This window comes from Coprococcus sp. ART55/1 (assembly GCF_000210595.1).
GTDB classification, from domain to species: Bacteria; Bacillota; Clostridia; order Lachnospirales; family Lachnospiraceae; genus Coprococcus; species Coprococcus aceti.
Window position 1 is genome coordinate 2134877 of record NC_021018.1, and the last position, 25190, is coordinate 2160066.

The following is a 25190-nucleotide window of genomic DNA, read 5'->3' on the forward strand; positions in this document are numbered from 1 at the left end:
ACGAAGATAATCGTTGATCACATCGGTGTTTCACAGGCGAGATTTGTACCTGTGCTTGCAGAGGATTTCAGCGACATAGACAGTGCTATGGACAGAGTTGAGGCTGAGCTTGATTACCCTGTATTTGTAAAGCCTTCAAAGGCCGGATCATCAAAGGGTGTAAATAAGGCGACTGACAGAGCAAGCCTTCTGTATGCGCTGAATGAGGCCGTAAAGCACGACAACAAGATCCTCGTTGAGGAGACGATAGTTGGACGTGAGCTTGAGTGCGGAGTCCTCGGTTACAAGGACAATACCAAGGCTTCGGGAGTTGGCGAGATACTTGCCGCTGCTGAGTTCTACGATTTCGATGCAAAGTACAACAATGCTGAGTCGAGAACGGTTATCGGCGCCGACATCCCTAAGGAAGCAGAGAACGAGATAAGGGAAGACGCTGTGAAGATATTCAAAGCACTTGACGGCTTCGGACTCTCCAGAGTGGATTTCTTCCTTGAGAATGGAACAAACAGAGTTGTATTCAATGAGATCAACACACTTCCTGGATTTACAGGAATAAGCATGTATCCAATGCTGTGGAATGCTCAGGGATACGATATAAAGACTCTCGTCACAACGCTTATTGAGATGGCAAAAGAGAGATAATTTTATAAAATTACATAGATTGGAAGTTTATATGGTAAAGAATGTTACTGTGACAGTAGTTGGAGAGCAGAGGACGAGCAGGGAAGAGAACAATGTTGAACCCATAGAGCTTGTTACCAGGGGAAGCCTTCATGAGAAGGACGGGGTATTTTACCTGAAATACGATGAGTATTATGAGGATCTTGAGAAACCGGCGAGAAATCTGCTGAAGTTTGACAAATTAGGACTTGACCTGACAAAGAAGGGCGAAGTCAGTGCTGCCATGTCGTTCAGATCGGGAGAGACCAGAGAGGCATTTTATTCTACTCCGGTTGGTATGATGAATATAAGCATACTCACTGAAGGCTATCAGCTCGTGGAGACGGAAAAGGGGCTTGGTCTGGTCGTGGTGTATGTGATGGATTATGGCAATGAATGTGTATCGTTTAACGTACTCAGGATAACCGTGGAGTGAGGATAGCTATATGGATGACGAGAAGGCGTTTGATGATTTTTTGTCTATAGATACGACGCTGTGTATAGGTGCGGAGCAGCCCACCGAGGAGAATAATATATATCAGGCGACTTACTACAGGGATCTTGTGACCCTGTTCAATGCCGTGTCCATGGAGCCGGAGGATACACTTGTTGATTTTGGCTGCGGACTGGGGCGTGTGTTGTTTTATGGCAACTCAAGGCATTACTGCCGCGCCACGGGTATAGAGGCAGATGCTGACATATACGAGAAGCTTCTGGAAAATGCCGCGGGTTATCAGAGCAGATTTTATGATCAGGAAGACAGGATGAACTTCTATAACATTCCGGCGCAGGAGTATGAGGTTGCAGATGAAGATAATTATTTCTATTTCTTCAATCCATTTTCCCCGGAGGTGTTCAAGAAGGTCATAGACAATATAATAGATTCCGTGCGCAGGGCACCGAGAAATATATATCTGATGCTGTACTACCCGACATTTGAATATCAGAGAGTCATGAGGGACAGCAGGTATTTTGTGTTGAAGAATATCATCAAGTTGTCAGGATACGAAGAGGATCCCGATGAAAAAGTGTATGTGTATCACATGTCAAGATACTTTGTGTGATTTGCCACTTCGGCGCAGCAGCAGATATAGGGCGATGAAACCTGCGGTTGACGTGATACCAGTTGCAAGTATACAGCCTGTATGTGGCAGTGCAAATGGCAGCATCCCGGTGAAATAAGAAGATACGTTGATCGTTATGTGAAGAAGGATCGATGGCAGCAGGGAAGACGTCCATGTGGCGAGCAGCGCGAGAAGGATTCCCATGGGAAGGGCGTAGCAGAACTGGACTAAATTGCCGTGATAAAGGGCGAACAGCAGCGCTGACAGCAGGATGGCGATGGCATCTGAATGTCTGCATGTAAATGCACGTCTGGAAGAACTCAGAGAGATCCCTCTGAACACAAGCTCCTCACAGACCGGTGCAAGCAGCATGACTGTTGTAACTCTGAAGATACCGTTGTTTAGAGAGAATGATGAACGAACCATGTCTCTGTAACTGCCGAGAAGCTCTGGACGATGGAGCTCAATGGCGTTCAGTATTCCGGTCGAAAATAACTGCAGGCTGAGGCCTGTTATGACAATAAGTATAAAAATACAAAAATAGAACAGGAATGAGAGTGATCTCGTTCCTGTTCTGTTTTTATTGTTACGGTTATCTCCTGTGGTGAATACCCAAGGATATACATGGTGTATACATCCGCAGAGAATAATTATTATAACACATGATACCAGAGATGATGGAATAAGCCCATGGACAAAAGTTATGCATATCGGTGCGAGTAAAGCTATTCCAAGTTCGCGGAGGTTAATATGACATTTCTTCATATTGGGAATCTCCTTTCAAGCTGTTACATCTTCTGGATCTTTTTAGCTCTCTCTTTTTCTTCCTTGGCCTTAGCCTTGGCTGCGGCCTTCTGCTCCTTGCTGAGCTTTGACTCGGCTACATCCTTATCGTACATATCCTGATACTTTCTCTGCTTTGCACGAAGCTTCTCACCAAAGGTCTTCTTGCCCTTCTTCTCCTCGATCTTACCACGAACATTCTTGACGCTCATGATATAGATACCGCTGACCATAGCCTTTACCTCTCCGCGGACAGGCATCTGATCATATATACCGTCATCACAGATAAGATTCATGATCTGAGGTCCGATCTTGGCCTTTACTATAGGCATCTTGGCCTTCTGGTAACGCTTTGGTGTCTGTTCCATTACCATCTTAGGCAATCCGGCATCCTTCATAGGGAGCATCTTCTTGTCGATGACAAGCATCGTCACAGGCTGTGCCTGTTCCTTCATCATTTCCTTCTGTGCAGACTGCTTTTTCTGAAGCTTATTGCCCACTATGTATAATGCAATAAGACCTCCGATAAGTATAACTGCAACTATTATCAACCATACCCACCATGCCATGTTTAGTTCCTCCTGATTATATTTAGTTATTGGTGTTTTGTCTTGTCGTGATCAGATTATTATAGTCTGATCACTTTTTTGTTGCAAGGGGAAGATTCTTAACCCTTGCTTTCTGAATGAGTGCCGGAATGGTTTCAAGAACCTCCTTGCGCTCCTTTGGCTTCAAGCCATTTATGTCGATAGGGTCAAGAAATTCGATGACCACCTTGTGACTTCTGATAAAGTTGTGCTTGTTGGCCTCCATGATATTGTCTGTTCCGCATATGGATACAGGTACGATAGGACATCCGGCCTTCTGTGCGATCTTGTATGCTCCGTCCTTGAAAGGAAGAAGTTCTTCGCCGTCATTTCTGTGTCCTTCAGGAAATACCATCATGGAATGTCCGGATTTTACGATATCAGCCGACTGCATGATAGTCTCCAGTCCCTTCTTCAGGTCGGACCTGTCAAGGAATGTACATCCTATGTCCTTCATATACCATGGAAGGATAGGAACCTTCAGGATTCCGTCCTTGGACATAAATCCCAGAGGCCTGTCCAGTGCGTTGTGACAGCACAGTATATCGAAGAAGCTTCTGTGGTTGCCGACAAACAGAATAGGCTGATCTTTGGGCACCCGTTCCAGACCTATGACAGTGCACTTGGCACCGCATATGAACATGACTATTCCAAAGAAGCCTTTGACCAGCTTCTGGGCATGGCGGTACGCCTTTTCCTGATCCTTCTTAGCCAGAAGGTACAGATACAGGTGATACGGAGTACACAGGATGATGCCCAGAAAGGCAAATAAATATGCAAATATTGTTCTCAATATTATAATTCTCCTTATGCTATTTTAAATGTTCCAGCATTGATTTGACTCGTCGTATGATTACTTCTCCTCAGAATCCTTCTTCTCCGGTATTGGAGTATATCTTCCATAGAGCTTTGATGTCTCAAGAAGCCTGTCTGACAACTGCTTGCCCAGGTCTGAGGCTTTGAATCTCCATGCCCAGTTGCCCTCTCCAACGCCTGGCGTGTTCATACGTGCCCATGAGTCGAGCTTTAGCACGTCCTGCATAGGAACGATGGCCATGTTGGCAACAGAAGAGAAGCATGCTCTTATCATAACCCAGCAGATATCACTTGCATCAGTGCTGTAGTATCTTCTGAGCTTATCCTTTGAAGCCTCATAAGCCTGCGTATACCATCCAAGGGTGGTGTCGTTGTCGTGTGTTCCTGTATAGCATACACAATTAGGTGTATAGTTATGTGGAAGGAAGTCGTTCTCGTTTGGATTTTCAAATGCAAACTGAAGGATCTTCATTCCAGGAAGTCCGAATTTGTCTCTGAGTTCTATGACTGAATCATCTATCTCGCCGAGATCCTCGGCGATGATAGGAAGATGGTAGCCGAGATTAGCTTCGAGCTGTGTGAAGAAGTTCAGCCCTGGAGCTGGCTTCCACTCGCCGTTGATGGCGGTCTCCTCACCGTAAGGCACTGCCCAGTAACGGTCAAATCCTCTGAAGTGATCTATCCTGAGGAAATCTGTTACTGTGAGCTGATATTTGATTCTCTCTATCCACCATGCATAGCCTGTCTCGGTATGCTTTTTCCAGTTGTACAGAGGGTTGCCCCAGAGCTGACCGGTAGCTGAGAAATAATCTGGTGGAACACCTGCAACCTCGATAGGGTATCCCTTTGAATCCAGCAGAAACAGTTCCTGATTGGACCATACGTCTGCGCTGTCCCATGCGAGGAATATAGGTGTGTCACCTACTATACTGATTCCGAGATCATTTGCATATGTCTTGAGGGCCTGCCACTGCTCTGTAAAAAGGAACTGGAGGAAGTTGTAGTAGCCGATGCCGTCTGCAAGCTTCTTCTTCCATGCGGTCTTCTGCCTTGCGGTCGGCTTCTTCAGTGAATCATCCCACATGTACCAAGGCATTCCCTCGTGCGCATCCTTGCCTGCCATGAACAGAGAGTAGTCAGCAAGCCATGATGTATTCTTGACAAATGCATCGAACTTTGCCATGAGATCCTCGTCTCCTGACATATCATCTGCATAGTCAGCGTCGATAAATCTCTCGTACGCTTTCTTCAGAAGGCCAGTCTTGAATTCTATAAGTGTTCCATAGTCGATCTTCTCAGGATCCCAGTCAGGCATAGCTGAGAAGTCCTCGTCCAGAAGTAACTTCTTCTTTCTGAGGTAGTCGATATCGATGATAAGTGGTTGTCCTGCAAATGCTGAAAATGGCTGATAAGGTGAATCGCCAAAGCCCGTGTGACCGAGTGGAAGCACCTGCCACAGATTTAATCCTGAAGCTGCAAGAAAGTCGATAAACTGATAAGCGCCCGGACCCAGATCTCCGATTCCATAAGGACTTGGGAATGATGTCGGGTGAGCCAGAATACCAGCGTACTTCTTAGGCTTTTTTCCGTTGTTCTGCTCTAACATAATCTATCCTCTTTTCATAATGTATACACAGAGCCATGCCACCTCACAGTCTCTTCGAGCCTGTTCAAAGTGTACGACTCTGCCGTGTTCAGAGCCATGCCACCTCACAGTCTCTTACGAGCCTGTTCGGCTGGTGTACGACTCTGCCGTGTTCAGAACCATGCCACCTCACAGTCTCTTACGAGCCTGTTCGGTGCGGCGTATCCGCCGTATAGCACAATATAAGAAACGCCTTGTTCATGCAAGCATGACAAGCCACTTCTTATATTGTGCTGCATGGCTCTGAACGGTAACATTATACAATACTATGTGTGATAGTTGCAAGGTAATAGTGCTTGACAGCGGGCTGTGTGCTAACTTATTATAAGTGGAAGTATTTGAACTTGCGTATACTTCCGTATTTCCGTGATATATGGCGGTTAAGTCGTATGTGTGGAGCGGATAAAAAGAGAAAGAAGAGTATAAAAATGGAAAGAATAATCACAAGCCTGCTTGAAACGGATATGTACAAGTTTAGTATGGGACAGGCGATTTACCATCAGTTCAGTGACTATAAGACAACATGGTCATTCAAGTGCAGGAATACTGACGTGTTCTTCACAAAGGAGATGGTTGATGAGATCAAGAGACAGATACAGCTCTACTGTGATCTGAGATTTACAGAGGAGGAGCTTGAGTATCTGCACAATATCAAGTGGATAAAGGGTTCTTATGTTGATTTTCTGAGACTCTGGAAGGCAAGATATGAGGACTTTGAGATATCAGATGACGCTGAGTGTGGACTGAAGATAGAGGCGAGAGGCACTTGGCTCAATACTTCCATGTATGAGATACCTACTCTGGCTATAGTGAATGAGGTCTACTTCAGAATGAACGATGACTATGATAAGCTGCTTGCATCATTCAGGGAGAAGCTTGATGAGAAGGTCCGAAAAGTCGAGACTGGAGAGTATAACCTTGGAGCTTTCAGTGAGTTTGGACTCAGAAGAAGACTTTCGGCTGAAGCTCAGGAGCTTGCAGTCAAGGAACTCAGCAAGCGCAAGTATCCGGGTTCAACATTTGTCGGAACAAGTAATGTATATCTGGCAAGGAAGTATAATCTGGTTCCGGTTGGAACTATGGCGCATGAGTGGATCATGTGTGTTGGACAGGGTAATCATAAGCACAATCCTGCATATTCCAACTGGTATGCATTGGATGCATGGGTTAAGGAGTATGGAGTGCTGAACGGAACAGCTCTCACTGATGCCATCACAACAGATTGCTTCCTAAAGGATTTCCAGCTCACATATGCGACACTTTTCAGTGGGGTGAGACACGACAGTGGCGATCCTTATGAGTGGGGCGACAAGATGGTTCATCATTATGAGAAGCTTGGACTTGATCCAAAGACCAAGACACTTCTGTTCAGCGACAGCCTTGATTTCGAGAAAGCGGACAAACTCAACAGCTATTTTAAGGACAAGATCAAGGTTGCATTTGGAATAGGAACATATATATCCAACGATACGTGCGATGAACCGCTCAACATAGTTATGAAGACTACAGCATGTAACGGCATGGATGTTGCCAAGATATCTGATGATAAGGGCAAGGGTATGTGCAAGAACCCTGATTATGTTCATTATCTCAACAGATGTATCAAGTGGCGTATGGAGAATGATAAGTAAATTTTCGTAAGGAGGTGGCGCACTGGGTGCGCCGTCACTAAGCTGGGCTTAGTGACATCTTATGAAGCACGCAGACGCCGCGCGCAGCGCATTTTCATGCGTCTGCTCATTAGCAAAAAATGGAGTTTTGTGAATTATGGGAAAAATAATTATAATGACAGATTCTGCCAGTGATATTTCGGAGAAGGAGGAGAAGGAGCTTGGAATCAGGATCCTTCCTTTCCCGGTCGTGATAGGCGGCAAATCTTATCTGAGCAGGGTTGATTTTGACAATGAGGGCTTCTACAAGCTCATGGCAGAGAATGATGATCTTCCAAAGACATCACAGATCACAGCGTACCAGTTCGGCGAGGTGTATAAGGAGCTGGTGGAGCAGGGTTACACGGATATTATATATGTAAGCATCAACAAGGATGGTTCTGCCTCATATGCAAATGCGCAGATGGCCGCAGATCAGTTCGAGGAGGAATATCCTGAGTGCGCCGGAAAGTGCAATATATATATATTTGACGGAATAGGCTACAGTGGACAGTATGGCTATCCGGTGGTTGTGGCAGCTAGAATGGTTCAGGAGGGCAGGGATGCCAAGGATATCGTGTGGTATCTGAAGGAAGAGCTTCCAAAGAGAAGGATATACTTCGGAATATATGGCCTCAAGTATGCAGCCAAGTCAGGAAGAATCCCAAGTGCGGCAGCTCTGGTTGGTGACGCACTCGGCGTGAAGCCTATCATGAAGATCTGGGCAAATGAGATCGTGACAGCAATCAAGTGCCGCGGCGAGAAGAAGCTCATGGCAAAGATGGTGGATGTCACAGTGGAAGAGATGGAGCCGGGTTCAGAGTACCAGATAGTATATGGAAACGATGAGACCGTAAGAGACGAGCTGACAGCCCGTATGACGGAGAAGGTTGGCTATGGCCCTTCAGATTACTTCCAGATCGGGGCAGCAGTTGCATCAAATGCGGGCCCGAAGGTCGTTGGAACTATCTTCAATGTGAAGAAAGAGCTTATGTAAGGATTCGTGTAGGAATTATTTCTTATGGCACGATGGCGGATAAAAGTCTTCGTGCTGTTTATCGTGGAATTTAATAATATGTGCATAAAATTATCCCTTTTCAAGGAAATTTAGTTGAAAAGATACAAAATCTCAGATTTTGTGCCTTTTTCAAGATCTTTTCCTCAAAAAGGGATAATTTAGTGTCGTAAAATAAATATAATTGCCATTTAGAGAAAATATTTCCAAACCATTCAAGAAATCAAATCATCAAGCTCGTGATACACCCTTGCGAGTGGCAGCCCGACAACATTGTTGTAGTCGCCCTCAATTCCCTTGACGAACAGACCGCCCTTGCCCTGAATTCCATAGCTTCCGGCTTTGTCAAACGGCTCATTTGTGGCGAGGTACTGGATTATCTCGTCGTGGGATACAGGATAGAAGGTGACATCCGTCTTCTCATAGAATGAGCTGGATGACTTGGCTCTTCCGTTCACATATATCAGACACACGCCGGTGTACACCTGATGCGTCTGGTCGGACAGACTGTTCAAGGTGTTGTATGCATCGTCGTAGTCGTAAGGCTTACCAAGAATCCTTCCGTTCAGCGATACAACAGTGTCTGCGCCGAGGACAACGAAGCGTTCAGGAAGCTTTTTAACCCGTCTTACAACATCCTGGGCGATGATCCTGTTGCACACTTCATCTGCCTTCTTCTTAGCCAGAAGCATTACATATTCAGATGGAGCCATCGGTTCAAGATCTTCATCAGAAAGACTTGGACACACATCGAAGTCGTATCCCGCCTGGGCCAGAAGTTCCTTTCTTCTAGGCGATCCCGAGGCGAGAATTATCTTTATGTTAGTCATATGCTATATCTCTATACTTTCCTAAAATAATTTTGTACAAACAAGATCTGTTATTGTCGTACACACAGATCATTATTTACACATCTTAATAGCCTTCTCAAACAGTGGCAGAGAGCGCTCAACCATATCTGTTGTAGTACAGTAAGCCAGTCTCATATGTCCCGGACACATAAAGCTGTCGCCAGGAACAAGGATCAGATCAAGCTCATGGGCAGTCATGTTACAGAACTCATTTGCATCTGCGATAGGAGTCTTAGGGAACATATAGAAGGTTCCGCCTGGCTCAACACACTCATATCCCATAGCTGTGAGCTCCTTGTACAGGATGTTCTTGTTCTTCTCGTAGATAGACAGATCAGAGGTCTCGTCAAGAACCCTTGCAACTCCGAGCTGTATCAGAGATGAAGGACAGTTGTGTCCTGTGAAACGTGATACCTGTCCGCACATGTTGATGATGAGTTCAGCGTCCTTGCACTTAGGATTTACAGCCACATATCCGATACGCTCTCCAGGCAGTGACAGTGACTTGCTGAATGAGTAGCAGCAGATGGTGTTGTCGTAGAACTTAGAGATGAACGGCGAATCAGTTCCCTCAAATACGATCTCTCTGTAAGGCTCATCTGATATAAGGTAAATGTCATGTCCGTACTCCTCCTGTTTCTCTGTGAGGATCTGGGCAAGACGTGTTATGGTTTCTGTTGAGTAGACGATTCCGGATGGGTTGTTAGGCGAGTTGATGAGGATTGCCTGAACATTTGGGTTCATCATCTCGAGGAATGCGTCAAAGTTGATCTGGAATGAAGTTATGTCCGCGGGAACGACCTTGAGAACAGCACCGGTTCCGTCAACGTATGGTACATACTCAGGGAAGTAAGGCGCAAATGTGATGACCTCGTCACCCGGTTCTGTGACACATCTGATGGCGTGAGCCAGGGCTCCGGCAGCACCTGATGTCATGAAAATGTCCTCAGGAACATACTCCATGCCGAAACGGCGGTTCAGAGAATCTGCGACAGCCTTTCTTACAGAATAAATAGTGAGTGTTGGGCTGTAACCATGGAGTGTCAGTGAATCCTCATTCTGGATAAGGTCGATAAGTCCTTTGTTGAAGTCGTCTGTGGTAGGCACAGATGGATTGCCTATAGTATAGTTGAACACATTCTCAGCACCGATCTCAGCGGCACGCTTTGAAGCATACTGTGCAAATTCCCTGATGATGGAAGTGTTGTTTAACATTGATGAATATTTCTTTGAAATCATGAAAGTCCTCCTGTTATGTAAAATGTTATGATAAATATACATATAAAATCAATGCAATATGACACATGTAATGTGGACACATATTATACGTTGATGTAATCTATGTGTACATATATACATCTATACATCACAATAAATATACAGTTTTGGACACAAAAAAACAAGAGGTAACAGAACGGGGAAGATCTGCTGCCTCTTGCAAAAAAATGAGGGGAGAGAGGATTCAAATAAATGAAAAACTCTTTACGATTGTTAGTATATCCAGGATTTGTGAAAAAAATGTGTTTAAAGATTAATCTATTTATAAAGATTAATAACTAATCATAAACAAATAATTAAACGTTCACAAAGTGCGGGTATTTCTGTATAATACAGCGTGACGGATACGATATTGCGGTACTATAAACAATGCATTAGTACCATAAGAGAGGTTTGAGATATGATATTTGAGACACATGGTCATTATGACGATACTCAGTTTGATGAGGACAGAGAACAGTTAATTGCAGAATTCCTTGAGAAGGATATAGACAAGGTCATGAACGTCGGAGCGGATATGCAGTCGTCGAGGAATTCGGTGGAGCTTGCCGCAAAATATCCGCAATTTTATGCGGCAGTCGGCGTACATCCGAGTGAGGTCGGTGAGCTGACGGAGACGGATATACAGGAGCTTAAGAGCATGGTGCTGGATAATCCAAAGGTGAGAGCCATAGGAGAGATAGGTCTTGATTATCATTTCGACGATGATCCTCCGAGGGATGTGCAGAAGAAATGGTTTATCAGACAATTGGAACTTGCGCAAGAACTAGGCATGCCTATAATCATACACAGTAGGGACGCTGCGTCAGACACCATGGAGATACTGAAAGATATGGATGGCGGCAGAAATGGCGGTGTGATACACTGTTATTCATACAACGTAGAACAGGCAAGAGAATATATTAAGATGGGATTTAACATAGGGGTTGGCGGAGTAGTCACCTTCAAGAACAGCCGGAAGCTTCAGGAGGTCGTGGAGGATATCCCTCTTGAGAAGATCGTCCTTGAGACCGATTCCCCATACATGGCCCCGGTTCCGTTCAGAGGAACAAGGAACTCTGCCCTCAACATACCTTATATAGCTGAGAAGATAGCCGAGATCAAGGGTGTTCCGGTTCAGAAAGTGTATTACCAGACATACGCGAATGCCCTGAAAATGTACAAGATGTAATAAAAACGTAGATTACAGGCAATGGAGGTTTCGTAATGTGAATTGAGACCAGGACTTTGTGGTATTCCCCAGACAGGCATACCACAAAGTCCTGGTCGTGACACAAATCTTGATGAAACCGCCATTGTCTGGACGCAGGAAAGGACAAAGCATGGAGAAGTTAAGCAATCCACAGGTCACGATAGAGACGATAAAGAAATACGAATTTGCATTTCAGAAGAAGTTCGGTCAGAATTTCCTCATAGATGCCCATGTCATAAATAAGATAATCAGCGCAGCGGACATCACGAAGGACGACTGCGTGCTGGAGATAGGTCCGGGAATAGGAACCATGACCCAGTATCTTGCGGAGAGTGCCGGACAGGTTGTGGCGGTGGAGATAGACAAGAATCTTCTCCCTATTCTGGACGAGACCCTTGCGGAGTACGACAATGTGACCATCATCAACGACGACATACTGAAGGTAGACATCAATAAGATAGTTGAAGAGAGAAATGGCGGCAGGCCTATCAAGGTGGTTGCGAATCTTCCATACTATATAACCACACCGATCATCATGGGACTTTTCGAGAAGCATGTGCCGCTTCTCTCGGTGACGGTCATGGTGCAGAAGGAGGTTGCGGACCGCATGCAGGTGGGCCCGGGAACCAAGGATTACGGAGCACTGTCCCTGGCAGTTCAGTATTATGCCGAGCCGTATATAGTGGCAAATGTTCCGCCAAACTGTTTTATACCGAGGCCGGGAGTGGGCTCAGCGGTCATCAGACTGAACAGATACCAGGAGCCGCCGGTCAAGGTGAAGGACGAGCAGCTCATGTTCCGGCTGATAAGAGCATCATTTAACCAGAGAAGAAAGACTCTCCAGAATGGTATAGCCAACAGCGGAGAACTGTCATTTACCAAGGAGCAGATCGCAAAGGCTTTGGAATCCCTTGGAATATCAGCAAATATCCGTGGAGAAAGTTTGAGCCTGGCGGAATTTGCAGCTTTGAGCGACATTCTCACGGACAAATAATGTCATAGGTGGTGAGACAGAATCATAGATAATTGATAAAGCCCCCGGAAAAGGACGCAGAATTCCGGAAGGGAGAGGAGGATTATCTATGGTGTACTGGAACCGATTTATATCGTATATTTACAGGTATCACGACGGGCACAAATGTGAAAATTCAGGATTTGCCAAGGTGGCAAAGGTGGGGAGAACGGGAAGACTCACGGTTGGACTGAGAAACGGAATGAACAGCAGAGAGGAAATCTATGGCGTGTTCATTTACAGGGAGACGCTGGCCGACGAAGGCGCAGTGGGCGGTGAACAGACAAATGAACCCGTGATGATCCCTCTGCCGATGCTCGTCGGTAAGATGAGACTCAGAAATGGACACGGTGAGGAGTGCTTCTCATTCTGCTGGGATGATGTCATGGAGAGCGGACGGCCTGTGACTGCATTTGCCGGTATCGTCATAAGGCGTATACAGCCGGATGGAAATATGGGGCAGGAGTATTACGACAGCGATATATTCTGTTCGTCCTGGACGGACAGTGTGATAGATTATTCCAGAATGTGGGATGCGAAACGTGCGGTCCGCGATGCTGAGGAACTGAGCGAGGCGGTGAGAGAGGCCTCCATAACAGATACGGTCACGGCAGAGTTGGAGCTTGAGAGCTGTGCTGCACCGGCGGAGCCTGTATGTTCTGATGAGGTCGAGACCTCCGAGACCGGAACGGCGATAGACAAAATGTTTGAGAACTATGAACGTCTGCCACTTCTTCCGGGAAGCTCCCCTGGATGACGGGCTGGACAGCGTCAATAGAGAGCGTGAAGATATCCCCGAATGACATAGGTCTGCTGGACATGTGCAACTGGAAGCTCGGGGTGAACAGCTTCCTGACACACGGGTATTACAGCTACAAATACCTGATGTTTGGCAAAGTCATATTTTCCCCAGATGATGACCGCGTCAGTTACATACTTGGAGTTCCGGGGGTGTATTCCTCGAGGGAGAAATACCTTGCCGGGATATTTGGATTTGACAGATTCGTGCCGGAGAAGGAGACACATATCAAGACCGGCAGCTTCGGCTACTGGATAGTGGATATAAGATAGGAAGAAGAGGATAAAGAGAATGGAAGATACCAATATAGATGAGCTGACGCCGGAGGAGCGGCGTATCCATGAGAAGTATATGGATAAAGCCATAGCCCAGGCAAAGAGGGCTTATGCAAATGGCGATGTTCCGATAGGCTGTGTTATAGTCCACGATGACAGGATAATCGCAAGGGGCTTCAACAAGAGAAATCTGAAAAAGACCACACTTGCACATGCGGAGATACTGGCCATAGAACAGGCGTCAAAGAAGCTCGGCGACTGGCGGCTGGAGGAGTGCACAATGTATGTGACCCTTGAACCGTGCCAGATGTGTGCCGGGGCCATAGTGCAGGCCCGTATCCCAAATGTGGTGATAGGATGTATGAATCCCAAGGCCGGATGTGCGGGCTCCATAATAAACCTGCTGGACATGAAACAGTTCAATCATCAGGTTGAGGTTATACGTGGTGTGCGGCAGGATGAATGCAGTGAGATGATGAAGAGCTTTTTTCGCGACCTGAGACAGGGAAAAGCGAAGAATGCTTGACGGCGGGCGGCATGTCAGATATAATGTAGCCTGCGGTGCATCTTGTGCACAGCCAATTAAATATGTTTTAAAGTTTCCATGCAACCGGGGAGGTAGCGGCGCCCTGTACCTGCAATCCGCTATAGCAGGGGTGATGGTCTTCCTGAGGGGTGGCCGCTGTAGGGCTGCCCTCAGTAAGTGATGTTGATGTCTGGGTCTCGCGCAACAGGAATCTTCGAACCGTGTCAGGTCGGAGACGAAGCAGCACTAAGGGGAATCTCCTGTGTGCCGTGAGGGTGCCTGGGCTGAGTTAACTGCTGAGGTAACGTCTATGGTGACGCTTCGAAGGAAGATCGCATGGATTTTTTTATTTTTAACATTATTTATTAAAAATTTAAAAAAATATAGCAAAATCCCACAAAAGATGTTATCATCAAGTATGATACTTTTGCAGTGTTATTATGCGCTGCAGAATAGTGATTTCCAAGGGGCGAAACGGATATGAATTACGCTGAAGTAATTGATTTTGTAAAGGAACAGACAGCCGTTAATGGTAGGCCGCCTAATTATCCATTCAGGAGCAGATTTGAACATACTATGCGGGTGTATAGATGGGCGATAAAGCTTCAGTCGAAGTTAGGTGGAGATCTGGATATAATAGTTCTCGCGGCACTTCTTCATGATGTGGGCTGGGATGACGAGAGACCACATGGGGAGGTCGGAGCAGAGATAGCTGTCAATTATCTTGACAGTCTGGGAGTCGATCCACAGAAGATAGCCAAGATAGGCGAGATAATCATGATCCATGAGGAGAAGGATACTGATGCAGATCTGTCACTTGAGTGCAGGATAGTTATGGATGCAGACCTGCTGGATGAAGTGGGAGCGATCAGTGTTCTGTGGGATTCCATGGCTACGGCTATAGAGGACGAGGCAAGCTATAAGCGCGCATATTACAGAATCAAGAATTTTTATAAGATCAATAAACCAAAGATCAAGAGATGTAAGACGGAGGCTGGACGACTTGAGTACAGCAAACGCATGCAGCTCCTTGAGGATTTCATATTCCAGCTTGAGAAAGAACTGTTCTAGTATCGATTGATGAATTTGATTGTGGATAGGAGAGATAATTATGAAGACATTTGTTAAGATCCTTGTAGCCATTATTGTGGTAGCAGCTATCTGTGGCGGTGTGTATCTGGTTCTTCCTGAGACAGCTCAGATATTTGTAAAGGGTAATATTCAGTATCGTACTAACGATGAGGCAAAGGACAAGATAGACAGCCTTAAGAAGAATGAGATCGTCTATACAGATGTACAGAGCAACGGAACAGAGAAGAAGGTTCCTACAGGTGTTACATATGGAGACGCTCTTGATAAGAAGGCCAAGACAACAGTATGGTATTATGAGGACACAACAAACGGTGGATTCAGAATCACATATTATGGAACAAAGGTCAGCATGGATCTTGCAAAGTATGGTTCAGATGGAACATATATAGACAAGACACTGAAGGCAGTATTTGATTTCCCTGCAGGCGGAAAGAGTACAGTTACATTGTACATAGGAGATGAGCAGTGTGACGATGCGATGAAGGCTGCTGTACTTCAGGCTCTGGCTAACTAATAATAGTTAATATACAATAAAACTCCACACCGACTATGATTTAGACGGTGTGGAGTTTTATTTTGCCTTTTTATAATTGCTTTTGCAGATCTTATGCAGATCAGTCGTGGCTGTTTACGAGATCCTCTATCATGTTGATGATGATTCCCGTTGAGTCGGTCAGGTTGCTGGACTCCATAGCCTGGATATATTTCTCTTTGTTGTTGTACACTTCATTTATTCCGGCGAACAGGGAATCTGTGTTCAGCTCTTCCTCCTGGATCACATAGCTGTATCCGCTCTTCTCAAATGACTGGGCGTTGAGAATCTGATCACCTCTTGATGCAGCCTTTGACAGTGGTATGAGGATGTTTGGCTTTCTGAGTGCGAGAAGCTCACATATGGCATTTGCACCGGCTCTGGAGATTATGATATCGCAGAGTGCCAGCATGCTTGCCAGTTCCTTTTTGACATATTCATACTGAACATAGCCCTTCTTATCCTTGAGGGATTCATCCAGATTGTCCTTGCCGCACAGGTGGATGACGTTGAAGGTCTCCAGAAGACGGTCGATATTGTCTCTTATTGCGTTGTTGATTATGACGCTTCCTGAACTTCCGCCCACGATAAGGAGAACAGGCTTGTTGTCAGTGAAACCGCAGTAGTTATATGCAAATGCGGAATCGCCGCGGAAAAGTTCCTCTCTGATAGGGGTTCCGGTTACGACTGCCTTGCCCTCAGGGAAGAGATCCTTTGTCTCAGGGAAGTTACAGCATACCTTTGTCGCCTTTGGAAGGGCGAGCTTATTTGCAAGGCCGGGAGTCATATCTGATTCGTGTATCACCACAGGGATACCTGCTGAGTGTGCGGCAAATACCACAGGGACTGTGACAAATCCTCCCTTTGAGAATACTACATCAGGCTTGAGCTCTTTCATGAGCTTCTTTGCTTCAGATATTCCTTTAAGTACCTTGAACGGATCTGAGAAGTTCTTCATTGAGAAGTATCTTCTGAGCTTTCCTGAAGCTATGCCGTGATAAGGGATGCCCATATCTTCTATAAGCTTTTTTTCCATGCCGTCATATGAACCGATGTACTGGATGTCATATCCGTGCTTCTTCAGCTCCGGCATAAGTGCCATGTTTGGTGTGACATGACCTGCTGTACCGCCGCCTGTCAATATAATTCTCTTCATAATGATTGTTAATCCTCCTGTTACTGTGCTGAAGCCAGATACTGCTTGAGTGCCTGAGCCAGTTGATCCGGGCATGAAGTCGGCTTGAAACCGCAGGTTGTGCCCTCGAGTCTGGCGATGACGTCCTCTGGCTTCATGCCTTCTACGAGAGCTCCGATACCCTTGAGGTTACCATTGCATCCTCCGGTGAACTTTACATCATGCAGCCTGCCATCGATGACGTCAAAGTTGATCTCGACAGAGCAGGTTCCTTTAGTCTTATAAACCATAACAATACCTCTTTTCTATTGTACTTAACCAATCATTTTAATATTCGCTGATACATTCTAAGATGTATGTATCCTGCTTTTTTCATCTTGAAGTATATCAAAAGAGCATGCAAAAGACAAACATTTGTCGAGCGAAAATAATTGTATACCCCGGAATGTCGCTCATATAATACTACCATCCGGACCGGCCAAACGGATGTGGGGTTAAGCCCTGACAGGATATGATCGAATAATTGAAAAGAGAGGGAAAACTATGTTTGAAATTTTGTTGAATCAGAATGTGTGTATGTATGTGATGATAGTGTGTGGGTGTATAGGGCTGATAGGACGGGCTGTGATGAGCAGTTATCTTGCAAGACTGGCAAAGGCGGCTGAGCGCATGGGAACGACGCGGAAAAAACAATTGATGGAGATGCGCAGGCGGTATGAGGATATAACATCGCTGGATGTGAACATACATGACACTGCCGCATTTGTGGACAAGTACATAGACAGGCTGAAGATAGGTTTTATACCGATAAATGTGTGGAATGGATTTGTGAAAAATATGGGAGTGGCCGCAGCTGGGACAGGCATATTTGCAGCGGCGTATCAATATTATGTAGTAGGCGATGGCGTGGAGACATTGAAGATGCTGGGGTGTGGACTGGCAGCCTGCATAGTGCTGGTGGCTGCTCATAACCAGTGGAATTGTGAATGGCATATGAGGACTCTGCGTGACAGCGCCAGAAATTATCTGGGCAACAGCCTGGCAAACAGATTGAAAAAGGAAGAAGAGAAACAGACAACGAAGCAGGATACTGTTGAGGCCATGGCAGCATGCAGTGAGACAGATGAAAATGACAGGATAAAAAGAAAGGCGAAGCCTGCGCGGAAAGCACAGCGGAGTGATAAGTCAGATTATGATGCTCTGCTTGACGGGATCATGAAGAAGATGCTGGCGGATGGATAACCGGCGAGTGGACATGTGCAGGTGGGCTGCAGATGAAATGCGGGTGAAAACAGCCTGTATGAGCCAATAAATTCAGGATGGTAGATAGTGAGAAAGCTGTACTTGATAGCAGGACTGTATGCTGCCTGCGTGATCGGAGCCGTGCTCAGCGGATGCTCCATATATGACAAGGAGGATCTGTCCAAGATGGTGGCGACTCCGGGGGACGCAGAGTGTCAGGCAGACGGTGCGAAGAATGGGGAAGGTGATGCGGAAGGAAAAGAAAAATCGGGAGACAAGACGGAAGATGCGGAGAGTAACACGGACACAGACGGGGAGAGTCAGGGTGAGGATATGACCAGACTCAGGGATTACAGCCAGATATCGACAAAGAAATATTCATGGTACATAGTGCGGGACAAAAATCATGGAATGAGTGGCTGTGACAACAGCTTTCCGCTGGAGCAGTACGATGCGTTCTACGTGGACAGAGTGTGTGCTGAGAAGAATGAAAAGGTGATGTATCTGACATTTGACTGTGGGTACGAGAACGGATATACAGAGCAGATGCTGGATGTGCTCAAAAAGCACAATGCAAAGGGCTGCTTCTTCGTGACGATGACTTACATAAGGGACAATCCGGATATAGTAAAGAGGATGAAGGAGGAGGGACATCAGGTGGGAAACCACACGGTGCATCATCCGTGCATGCCGGAGAAGAGTGTGGAGGAGCAGAAAAGTGAGTTAAAGGAGTGCTCAGACTTTATGAGGAATGAAACTGGGTATGAAATGGATATGTATTTCAGACCGCCGAGCGGTGAGTACAGTGAACAGGTTCTGCAGCTGGCTAAGGATATGGGGTATAAGACCATATTCTGGAGTATGGCTTACCTTGATTATGATGTGAACAATCAGCCGGGGACGGACTATGTCATTGATCATTTTGCGAAATATCATCATCCGGGAGCCATTCCTCTAATACACAATGTGTCGTCGTCCAATGCGCAGGCACTTGATACGGTTCTCACAAACCTGGAGAAGGAGGGATATGAATTCAGGTCTTTGAATGAGATGAAAATTGAATAGTGGTATCAGAAACAGAAGCTCTCTGTGCGGATCATGCCGATCCGAACGGAGAGCTTTTGTGTATTGGCAGTGCGATCTGTGTGATATAAGCATCTTTATTTGCTCCGTGGGTTGGAGGACCCTCCATAAATGAATTGCGAAAATAACCACAAGTAGCAAGATTGTTTTCTTTTGCATAGTCCAATAGTTTCTTCTGGACAGTATCGAAATTTTCATATGGACCACGGTGGTATATACAGATAGCTGCAGTCTGTGGAAGTTTTTTTATGTGTTCGTCATTGGTGTCAGGATCTGCTGCGACAGGTATGACATATCTTCCTTCGGATGTTGATTCGACAAAAACCTCTGTACACATTTTGCCTGTGGTGTCCAGTTGATATTTTTTTGTTGCCTCGATAAAGGTCTTGCGCAGATCTTCAGTTTTTCTGGCCAGATCAGAGTCTTTGAACTCCTGACAAAATGCAGTGAATGAGGGAAGAGTGGTAAAATGGATCTCCGGTTCTGATGTCTGGGACTGACGCAGCTGAAGCTGGGCTATGCACAGATCCAGCTGGGAACGGAGCGCAGTCATACGTTCAATGACATCCTCAAGCTTTTCGGTATTATTGAAGTACTTGTTAATCTCGGATAACGATAATCCTAGTCCCTGAAGAACTTTTATAATTCGTATATGTACGATGTTATCGGCAGAGTAGTAGCGGAAACCGCTGCTCTCATTTTTGTATGCGGGTGTCAGAAGCCCCAGGTCTTCGTAGTTTAACAGCATTCTTCTTGTCACTCCAAGCATTTTAGTGACTTCCCCAATTTGATATAGATTTTTATTTGCGTGATTCATATGATTTCCCTCCCCTTAAAAATAGACAAAAAAAATTGTGAATATTGCATAAATACCGCAAAAATATTGTTGACTTGAACATTGATGTACGAATTATAATTATCATAAATTGTTAAAGGGAAAGAGTCAAGAATTAACAGGAGGTAATGGTTGCAGAGAGAAAACATTAACGGACACACGAAAAAGAGGTTTTATTGAGAAAGAGAGGGAAGTGTATGAAAGAAAGAATTCTATGCAGAAAAGTTATGGCATGGCTCATGACAGCTTTCATGGTCATAACGTGTTTGATTTCGATAGGTGGTAAGAATACTGCCTACGCAGCGGCTATGGAGAATATCAAGGTAACAGACGTGGATATAAGCACAGATGGACATATGAGAGGTCTCAAGTGGGGGTGGACAACCAGCGGTTATGCCAGCGCGAGCTGCAAGCTTGGCATTCAGTCTGAGAAGTTCACGACTGGAGATCTCACAAACTTTGGTGATTATCTGAGCAGCCATAGGTACAGTGGATGGGCGAGTGCCGAGTCACCTGAAGGCTGCGGATTTAAAGGCTGGATAACAGAGAACTCGTTCTCAAGGAGTTCAGGTACATATGACAGAACGGATACCATTTCCGGAGAGGGAATAGATATGGGTACCACGGGTGTGTATTATCTGTATACGTGGACATATTACAATGGTTATGTATTCCCTGATATTTACATAGGAAGTATTGATCTGAATGCTGGCAAGATCGTGGACGCCAGCGGCAATGAAATAACATTTCAGATCGGTGGCTTTTCAGGCGGAGGCAATACAGATCCTTCGGAGGAAGAAGTTGTATTCATGAACAATGGATATCCATATGGCAAGAATATGACGAATAGTTCAATCACTCTCGTTATGGACGTGACAGGGGAAGCTGCAACATATCAGTGGCAGAGCGCAACCAGTAAGCGTGGACCATTTACAGATATTGAAGGTGCAAATGGAAGTACATATACGTTCACCCCGACTCATGGATACTGGTACAGGTGCGTGGTGGATGGTACAGCCAGCAGAGCGGTAAAGGCAGTTATCCCTACCAGTGACAATGGAAATACGTGGACAAAGCCAAATACTTGCTGGTATATAAGCAATGGAGTTATGGCTTACATGGCCAATGACAAAGGGGTTGATATTGTTGGCTTGTATACCAAGGACGGAAAGAACTATATGCTTGGAACAAGCTACGACAAAGTATGGAGATTGTACAGCAGAAGCGATTCAGAGCCTTCAGCTGAAACGGCTACATCACAAGTATCTGTGGCTTCGCTTGCAGCTCTAAGATTGTCGTTTGATCCTATGAATACTCACGATCTGATTTTTGATGCTGAACTTGGTGAGGGACAGCATTCATTTGCAATAGGAGCGGATGCGAACATTGGAAATAGTATTACAAGCTCTGACAGTGCAGATGAAGCGGTGCTTGCTGCCACTGTCAAGAATGGTGAATTACAGCAGATAGCGATGATGGGAGTTGCTAAAGCGGCGGATGCGGCAGATGATACTCCATCATTTGTTCTTGCCCCTATAACACAGGCAAGTAATTACTGGATCGGGGGCTATGATTCCAGAAGAATATTTGAGTACAATACAGGTTCATCAAGCTACATAAAGGAAACTGCTGAAATAAATGGTCAGAATGCTGCATCCCTGGTTGAAGGAATAGATTCGGGATTGACAATGTCATGGACAAATGTTGAAGATGGCGGACATATAGGTTTCAAATTCAGCGTTGGAGCGGTGGCTGATGTAGGAGCAGTTACAGGACAGGTTGATTATATAACAGAAAATCTGACAGAGCTTGATGGCGATACATCATATATCATCACTGTTGATGGCGAGTCATATGACATTGTGAGTGATATGTATGGTGATATAGCTCTTGAGGGAACAGATGATAACGACGTATCATATAGTTTGTTTGGTAAAAATATAAGTATCCGCAAGAAAGACAGTCAGGATACACCTGCTGATATAACTGTTGCAGCAAGACCGGAGGCACCATCTGCACCGAAGACTCTTGCAGACATACAGAATCCAACACCAGCCGATATGGAAAGTGCTGCAGACGGCGAAGGCGTTGAGATAGTAAGCGTGACTGGCGATTCTGTGACTGTAAGCCCGCTTGGCGGACAGCAGTATCAGTATTCGACGGATGGAGCGACCTGGACAGTTCTCGATGATCTGAATGTGTCAGATAATTATGTTATCTCAGGACTTGAAGAGAATCAGAGGGTATATGTTCGCACAAGATACGTGGCTAATACGACAAAACCAGCTTCATTGTGGTCAGATGCCAAGGCAGTCTCACGTGACCTGATCGCCGGAGTAACTGCAGAAGATACAACCTGCACTTACGATGGATTGGTACATAGCCCATCTGTTACAATTGCAGATGGCCTGGATGGAGCTTCTATCCGTTATTCGCTGGCTGCAGATGAGCCGTACACACAGGCGGTTCCTGAGCTTAAAAATGCAGGAACATATAAGGTGTATTACCTTGTTACAGCAGATGAGTGTTCACCGGTATTTGGCGATGTGACTGTGACTATCGAAAAGAAAACGATCACAGCGGATAAGGTAATCGTTGATGAAAATGCAGATATACAGGGAATCCAGTTCTCAGGATTGCTGGATGGAGAAGAACTGGTATATGACGAGGATTATACTGTAGTACTGTGGGACGTTACACCAGGAATAGAGAAGGTTGTAACTACATACAGATTTGGGCTTGCAACTACGGGAAATGCAGCCAATTACATGCTTCAGAACAAGTCATGGGATATGGTTCATTATCATGACTGGACATATGAGATAAAAGAAGGCCACAGTAACAAGATAATTGCATATTGCAATGAAACTGAGAATTCGGCACACTGCGCATATCAGGGCAGAAACGAGGCGGTCAGTTGTACTGTGACAGCAGAAAGCAGAGCGTATGACGGCACAGAATATGCAGGTGCAGTTGTTAATAACTGGATAACAGAGAAGACCGGAGATGCAGCTGTTACATATTATGAGGGAACAGGTGACACCGATTATCCGGAAAATGAGAATGCGCCGGTAAATGCAGGTACTTATAAGTTTGTTGTGAAGATAGCTGATGTTACGGCATATGCAGAATTTGAAATACAGGGACTTGACCAGAATGTTGAATTTGATGTATGCAATTACACATTTGGCGACAGTGTAGAGGCTCCAGAGGTTACAGGAGCACAGGAGGATCCTGTTATAGAGTATTACTACACAACAGAGAACAGCAACACGGATGGAACATTGTGGGAGAACTCCAGATCGGCAGATCCGGGCACATATTATATGTATGCCAAGGTTTGTGCTACAACCAATTACAATGAGTATGTAACACAACCGGTTCAGTTCACAGTTGCAAAGAGAGAAGCTCCGACAGACATAACAGCGGCAGATATTGTAAAGACATATGACGGCAAGTCATATGGAATAACAGTTACAGGTGATATTCCAGAGGATGCGGTTGTGACGTATGGAACTTCTGAGGATGCATGCGATAAGACTGTAAGTCCGAAGTACAGCCAGGCTTCAGATGAACCATACACTGTATATTATAAGGTTGCAGCAAGGGGATATGACACGATATCCGGACATGCAACTATCACCATCAACAGAAGACCACTTGCTGTATCGGGAATCAAAGCTACATCAAAGGCTTACGATGGACAGACAGAGGCAAAGCTTGACTATTCAGGCGTTGTTCTGAATGGTAAGGTCAGCGCAGATGTGATTGCAGTTACAGCTACAGGAACATTTGACAGTGCAGATGTGGGAACAGGCAAAACTGTAAGCATCACAGATATAAAGATCAGCGGAAAGACCGCTTCAAACTATGTACTTACAGAAGATGCCCAGCAGCAGACAGCAAAGGCAGATATCACTCCTGCGGGAACAACTCTTACTGTAGAAAAGGTTGGAGCTAAGACATATGGAGGTGCAAAGTTTGCCCTCAATGTGAAGTGCAGTAGAAATGACAAGAAAACATTTACAAGCAGCAATACAAAGGTTGTCAAGGTGGATGGCACAGGCAAGGTAACTATAGTTGGTGCAGGCAAGGCGGTTGTGACAGTATCCGTTGCGGCAAATCAGAACTATAAGGCAGCAGCTGCAAAGGTTGCGATCACGGTAAACAAAAAAGCCATCAGAGTAACTGCAAATGACGCATCTAAGTATGAAGGCAAGGCGGATCCGAAGTTTACATTTACAGCGGAGGGACTTGTTGGCAAGGATAAGCTTACAGGAATTGTTCTCAAGAGAGCTGCTGGTGAGAAGTCCGGAACATACACGATCACAGCAAGCCAGAAGAAGGGTGCAAATCCAAACTACAATATAACATTTGCCATTGGCCGTCTTGTTATAAAGAAATCTCCAAATGTTGAACCTAGTGGAACAGAACTCTATAAGAAGACACTTCCGTTCTTCCTTATGAAAGGAAAGGGAACAGGAACAAGAATAGATCTGACATGGGATAAGGTCAAAGGTGCAACAGGATATGATGTATACTGGTCATACTGTAATGGAAAGAACAACTTCAATAAGCTTGCTAATGTACCGAAGTCCCAGAAATATGCCGATAAGAACCTCAATAATAAGAGAGAATACAAGTATTTTACAGTCGCATACAAGATGTCGGGTGGCAAGAAGGTATATCTCGGCAGGACAAATACAGTCCATGTTGCAATGCCTTATGCAGCAAAGACAAATGTCCTGAAAGTTACTGTGAACAAGACCAAGGCTAACCTTGCAAAAGGTAAAACATTTAAGATCACCAAGAAGGTTAAGCTTGAGAATCCAAAGAAGAAGGCGTTAAACCATCTTACGAAGAAGGAAAGGTTCATAACATCCAATGCAAAGGTGGCAACTGTTTCATCTGCAGGAGTTATAAAGGCAGTGCGTAAGGGCACATGTACGGTTTATGTAATGTCTGAAAATGGTGTTTGTGCAAAGATCAAAGTGACGGTTAAGTAGTGCTTTAGACATGGTTATAATTGAAAACTCCTCCAAACCGGTTGTGGCTTTGGGGGAGTTTTTTGAGATTAATAGTTGATTATGGTATACCTATTTGCTAAAATTGATTCAAT

General features: G+C 45.2%; 24 protein-coding genes and 1 other RNA gene. 16 read left to right on the forward strand and 9 right to left on the reverse strand.

Annotated elements, in window-relative coordinates:
• From CCU_RS09610 to CCU_RS09620, 3 genes are all read left to right on the forward strand, one after another.
• Positions 1-642, forward strand: a 642-nt coding sequence (locus CCU_RS09610; protein ID WP_208896150.1) for an ATP-grasp domain-containing protein, incomplete at its 5' end; no start/stop codon positions are given.
• A 31-nt stretch (positions 643-673) separates the two neighbouring features.
• Positions 674-1096, forward strand: a complete 423-nt coding sequence (locus CCU_RS09615; RefSeq protein ID WP_015534488.1) for a DUF1934 domain-containing protein — start codon at positions 674-676, stop codon at positions 1094-1096.
• Between the two features lie 10 nt (positions 1097-1106).
• Complete coding sequence (locus CCU_RS09620; RefSeq protein ID WP_015534489.1) at positions 1107-1724, forward strand: histone methylation protein DOT1; 618 nt, start codon at positions 1107-1109, stop codon at positions 1722-1724.
• On the opposite strand, the gene CCU_RS09625 is transcribed toward CCU_RS09620, so the two are convergent.
• The 4 genes from CCU_RS09625 to malQ all read right to left on the reverse strand — a co-directional run bounded on the left by CCU_RS09625 (position 1707) and on the right by malQ (position 5516).
• The gene (locus CCU_RS09625; protein ID WP_015534490.1) at positions 1707-2489 is read right to left on the reverse strand and encodes a CPBP family intramembrane glutamic endopeptidase; all 783 of its coding nucleotides are present in this window, start codon (positions 2487-2489) and stop codon (positions 1707-1709) included. The genes CCU_RS09620 and CCU_RS09625 overlap by 18 nt on opposite strands.
• 23 nt (positions 2490-2512) lie before the next feature.
• Positions 2513-3076: a hypothetical protein gene (locus tag CCU_RS09630; RefSeq protein WP_015534491.1), complete on the reverse strand. Its 564-nt coding sequence runs from the start codon at positions 3074-3076 to the stop codon at positions 2513-2515.
• A 70-nt stretch (positions 3077-3146) separates the two neighbouring features.
• Positions 3147-3887 carry a lysophospholipid acyltransferase family protein gene (locus tag CCU_RS09635; protein ID WP_117874368.1) on the reverse strand — a complete coding sequence of 247 codons (741 nt, stop codon included), beginning with the start codon at positions 3885-3887 and terminating at the stop codon, positions 3147-3149.
• A 60-nt stretch (positions 3888-3947) separates the two neighbouring features.
• Positions 3948-5516 (reverse strand): 4-alpha-glucanotransferase, encoded by a 1569-nt coding sequence (gene malQ, locus CCU_RS09640; protein ID WP_015534492.1) that lies wholly within the window; start codon positions 5514-5516, stop codon positions 3948-3950.
• A 428-nt stretch (positions 5517-5944) separates the two neighbouring features.
• Here malQ and pncB point away from each other — a divergent pair, with 428 nt between their 5' ends.
• Complete coding sequence (gene pncB / locus CCU_RS09645) at positions 5945-7186, forward strand: nicotinate phosphoribosyltransferase (RefSeq protein WP_015534493.1); 1242 nt, start codon at positions 5945-5947, stop codon at positions 7184-7186.
• 136 nt (positions 7187-7322) lie between these two features.
• A complete protein-coding gene (locus CCU_RS09650; protein ID WP_015534494.1) occupies positions 7323-8201 on the forward strand; it encodes a DegV family protein in 879 nt (292 codons plus the stop codon).
• 233 nt (positions 8202-8434) lie between these two features.
• Here CCU_RS09650 and CCU_RS09655 read toward each other — a convergent pair whose 3' ends face one another.
• Entirely contained in the window at positions 8435-9049 is a 615-nt protein-coding gene (locus CCU_RS09655) for a Maf family protein (RefSeq protein WP_015534495.1), read from the reverse strand.
• A 72-nt stretch (positions 9050-9121) separates the two neighbouring features.
• Positions 9122-10309: a pyridoxal phosphate-dependent aminotransferase gene (locus CCU_RS09660; protein ID WP_015534496.1), complete on the reverse strand. Its 1188-nt coding sequence runs from the start codon at positions 10307-10309 to the stop codon at positions 9122-9124.
• Between the two features lie 439 nt (positions 10310-10748).
• Between CCU_RS09660 and CCU_RS09665 the strand changes: the two genes are divergently transcribed.
• The 8 genes from CCU_RS09665 to CCU_RS09700 all read left to right on the forward strand — a co-directional run bounded on the left by CCU_RS09665 (position 10749) and on the right by CCU_RS09700 (position 15758).
• A complete protein-coding gene (locus CCU_RS09665; RefSeq protein ID WP_015534497.1) occupies positions 10749-11519 on the forward strand; it encodes a TatD family hydrolase in 771 nt (256 codons plus the stop codon).
• A 151-nt stretch (positions 11520-11670) separates the two neighbouring features.
• Positions 11671-12534, forward strand: a complete 864-nt coding sequence (gene rsmA / locus CCU_RS09670; protein ID WP_015534498.1) for a 16S rRNA (adenine(1518)-N(6)/adenine(1519)-N(6))-dimethyltransferase RsmA — start codon at positions 11671-11673, stop codon at positions 12532-12534.
• Between the two features lie 88 nt (positions 12535-12622).
• Positions 12623-13309 (forward strand): hypothetical protein, encoded by a 687-nt coding sequence (locus tag CCU_RS09675; RefSeq protein WP_015534499.1) that lies wholly within the window; start codon positions 12623-12625, stop codon positions 13307-13309.
• Positions 13306-13623, forward strand: a complete 318-nt coding sequence (locus tag CCU_RS09680; RefSeq protein ID WP_015534500.1) for a DUF6128 domain-containing protein — start codon at positions 13306-13308, stop codon at positions 13621-13623. Before CCU_RS09675 ends, CCU_RS09680 begins: the two co-directional genes overlap by 4 nt.
• Positions 13624-13642: 19 nt before the next feature.
• A complete protein-coding gene (gene tadA, locus CCU_RS09685; RefSeq protein ID WP_015534501.1) occupies positions 13643-14152 on the forward strand; it encodes a tRNA adenosine(34) deaminase TadA in 510 nt (169 codons plus the stop codon).
• A gap of 76 nt (positions 14153-14228) precedes the next feature.
• Positions 14229-14492: signal recognition particle sRNA large type (gene ffs, locus CCU_RS09690), an RNA gene on the forward strand.
• Positions 14493-14632: 140 nt separating this feature from the next.
• Entirely contained in the window at positions 14633-15223 is a 591-nt protein-coding gene (locus tag CCU_RS09695) for an HD domain-containing protein (RefSeq protein ID WP_015534503.1), read from the forward strand.
• 40 nt (positions 15224-15263) lie between these two features.
• Positions 15264-15758 carry a hypothetical protein gene (locus tag CCU_RS09700; RefSeq protein WP_015534504.1) on the forward strand — a complete coding sequence of 165 codons (495 nt, stop codon included), beginning with the start codon at positions 15264-15266 and terminating at the stop codon, positions 15756-15758.
• Positions 15759-15858: 100 nt separating this feature from the next.
• On the opposite strand, the gene CCU_RS09705 is transcribed toward CCU_RS09700, so the two are convergent.
• Entirely contained in the window at positions 15859-16932 is a 1074-nt protein-coding gene (locus CCU_RS09705; protein ID WP_015534505.1) for an undecaprenyldiphospho-muramoylpentapeptide beta-N-acetylglucosaminyltransferase, read from the reverse strand.
• A gap of 20 nt (positions 16933-16952) precedes the next feature.
• The gene (locus CCU_RS09710) at positions 16953-17201 is read right to left on the reverse strand and encodes a TIGR03905 family TSCPD domain-containing protein (RefSeq protein ID WP_015534506.1); all 249 of its coding nucleotides are present in this window, start codon (positions 17199-17201) and stop codon (positions 16953-16955) included.
• A 253-nt stretch (positions 17202-17454) separates the two neighbouring features.
• On the opposite strand from CCU_RS09710, the gene CCU_RS09715 reads away from it, so the two are divergent.
• Together CCU_RS09715 and CCU_RS09720 are read left to right on the forward strand one after the other, a co-directional pair.
• Positions 17455-18153 (forward strand): hypothetical protein, encoded by a 699-nt coding sequence (locus CCU_RS09715; RefSeq protein ID WP_015534507.1) that lies wholly within the window; start codon positions 17455-17457, stop codon positions 18151-18153.
• An 87-nt stretch (positions 18154-18240) separates the two neighbouring features.
• Complete coding sequence (locus tag CCU_RS09720) at positions 18241-19218, forward strand: polysaccharide deacetylase family protein (RefSeq protein WP_243106188.1); 978 nt, start codon at positions 18241-18243, stop codon at positions 19216-19218.
• 31 nt (positions 19219-19249) lie between these two features.
• Here CCU_RS09720 and CCU_RS09725 read toward each other — a convergent pair whose 3' ends face one another.
• Positions 19250-20053 (reverse strand): MerR family transcriptional regulator, encoded by an 804-nt coding sequence (locus CCU_RS09725; protein WP_208896151.1) that lies wholly within the window; start codon positions 20051-20053, stop codon positions 19250-19252.
• Positions 20054-20268: 215 nt separating this feature from the next.
• On the opposite strand from CCU_RS09725, the gene CCU_RS09730 reads away from it, so the two are divergent.
• Positions 20269-25077, forward strand: coding sequence for a YDG domain-containing protein (locus tag CCU_RS09730; protein WP_015534509.1), 4809 nt, complete (start codon positions 20269-20271; stop codon positions 25075-25077).
• The last annotated feature ends 113 nt before the right edge of the window (positions 25078-25190 follow it).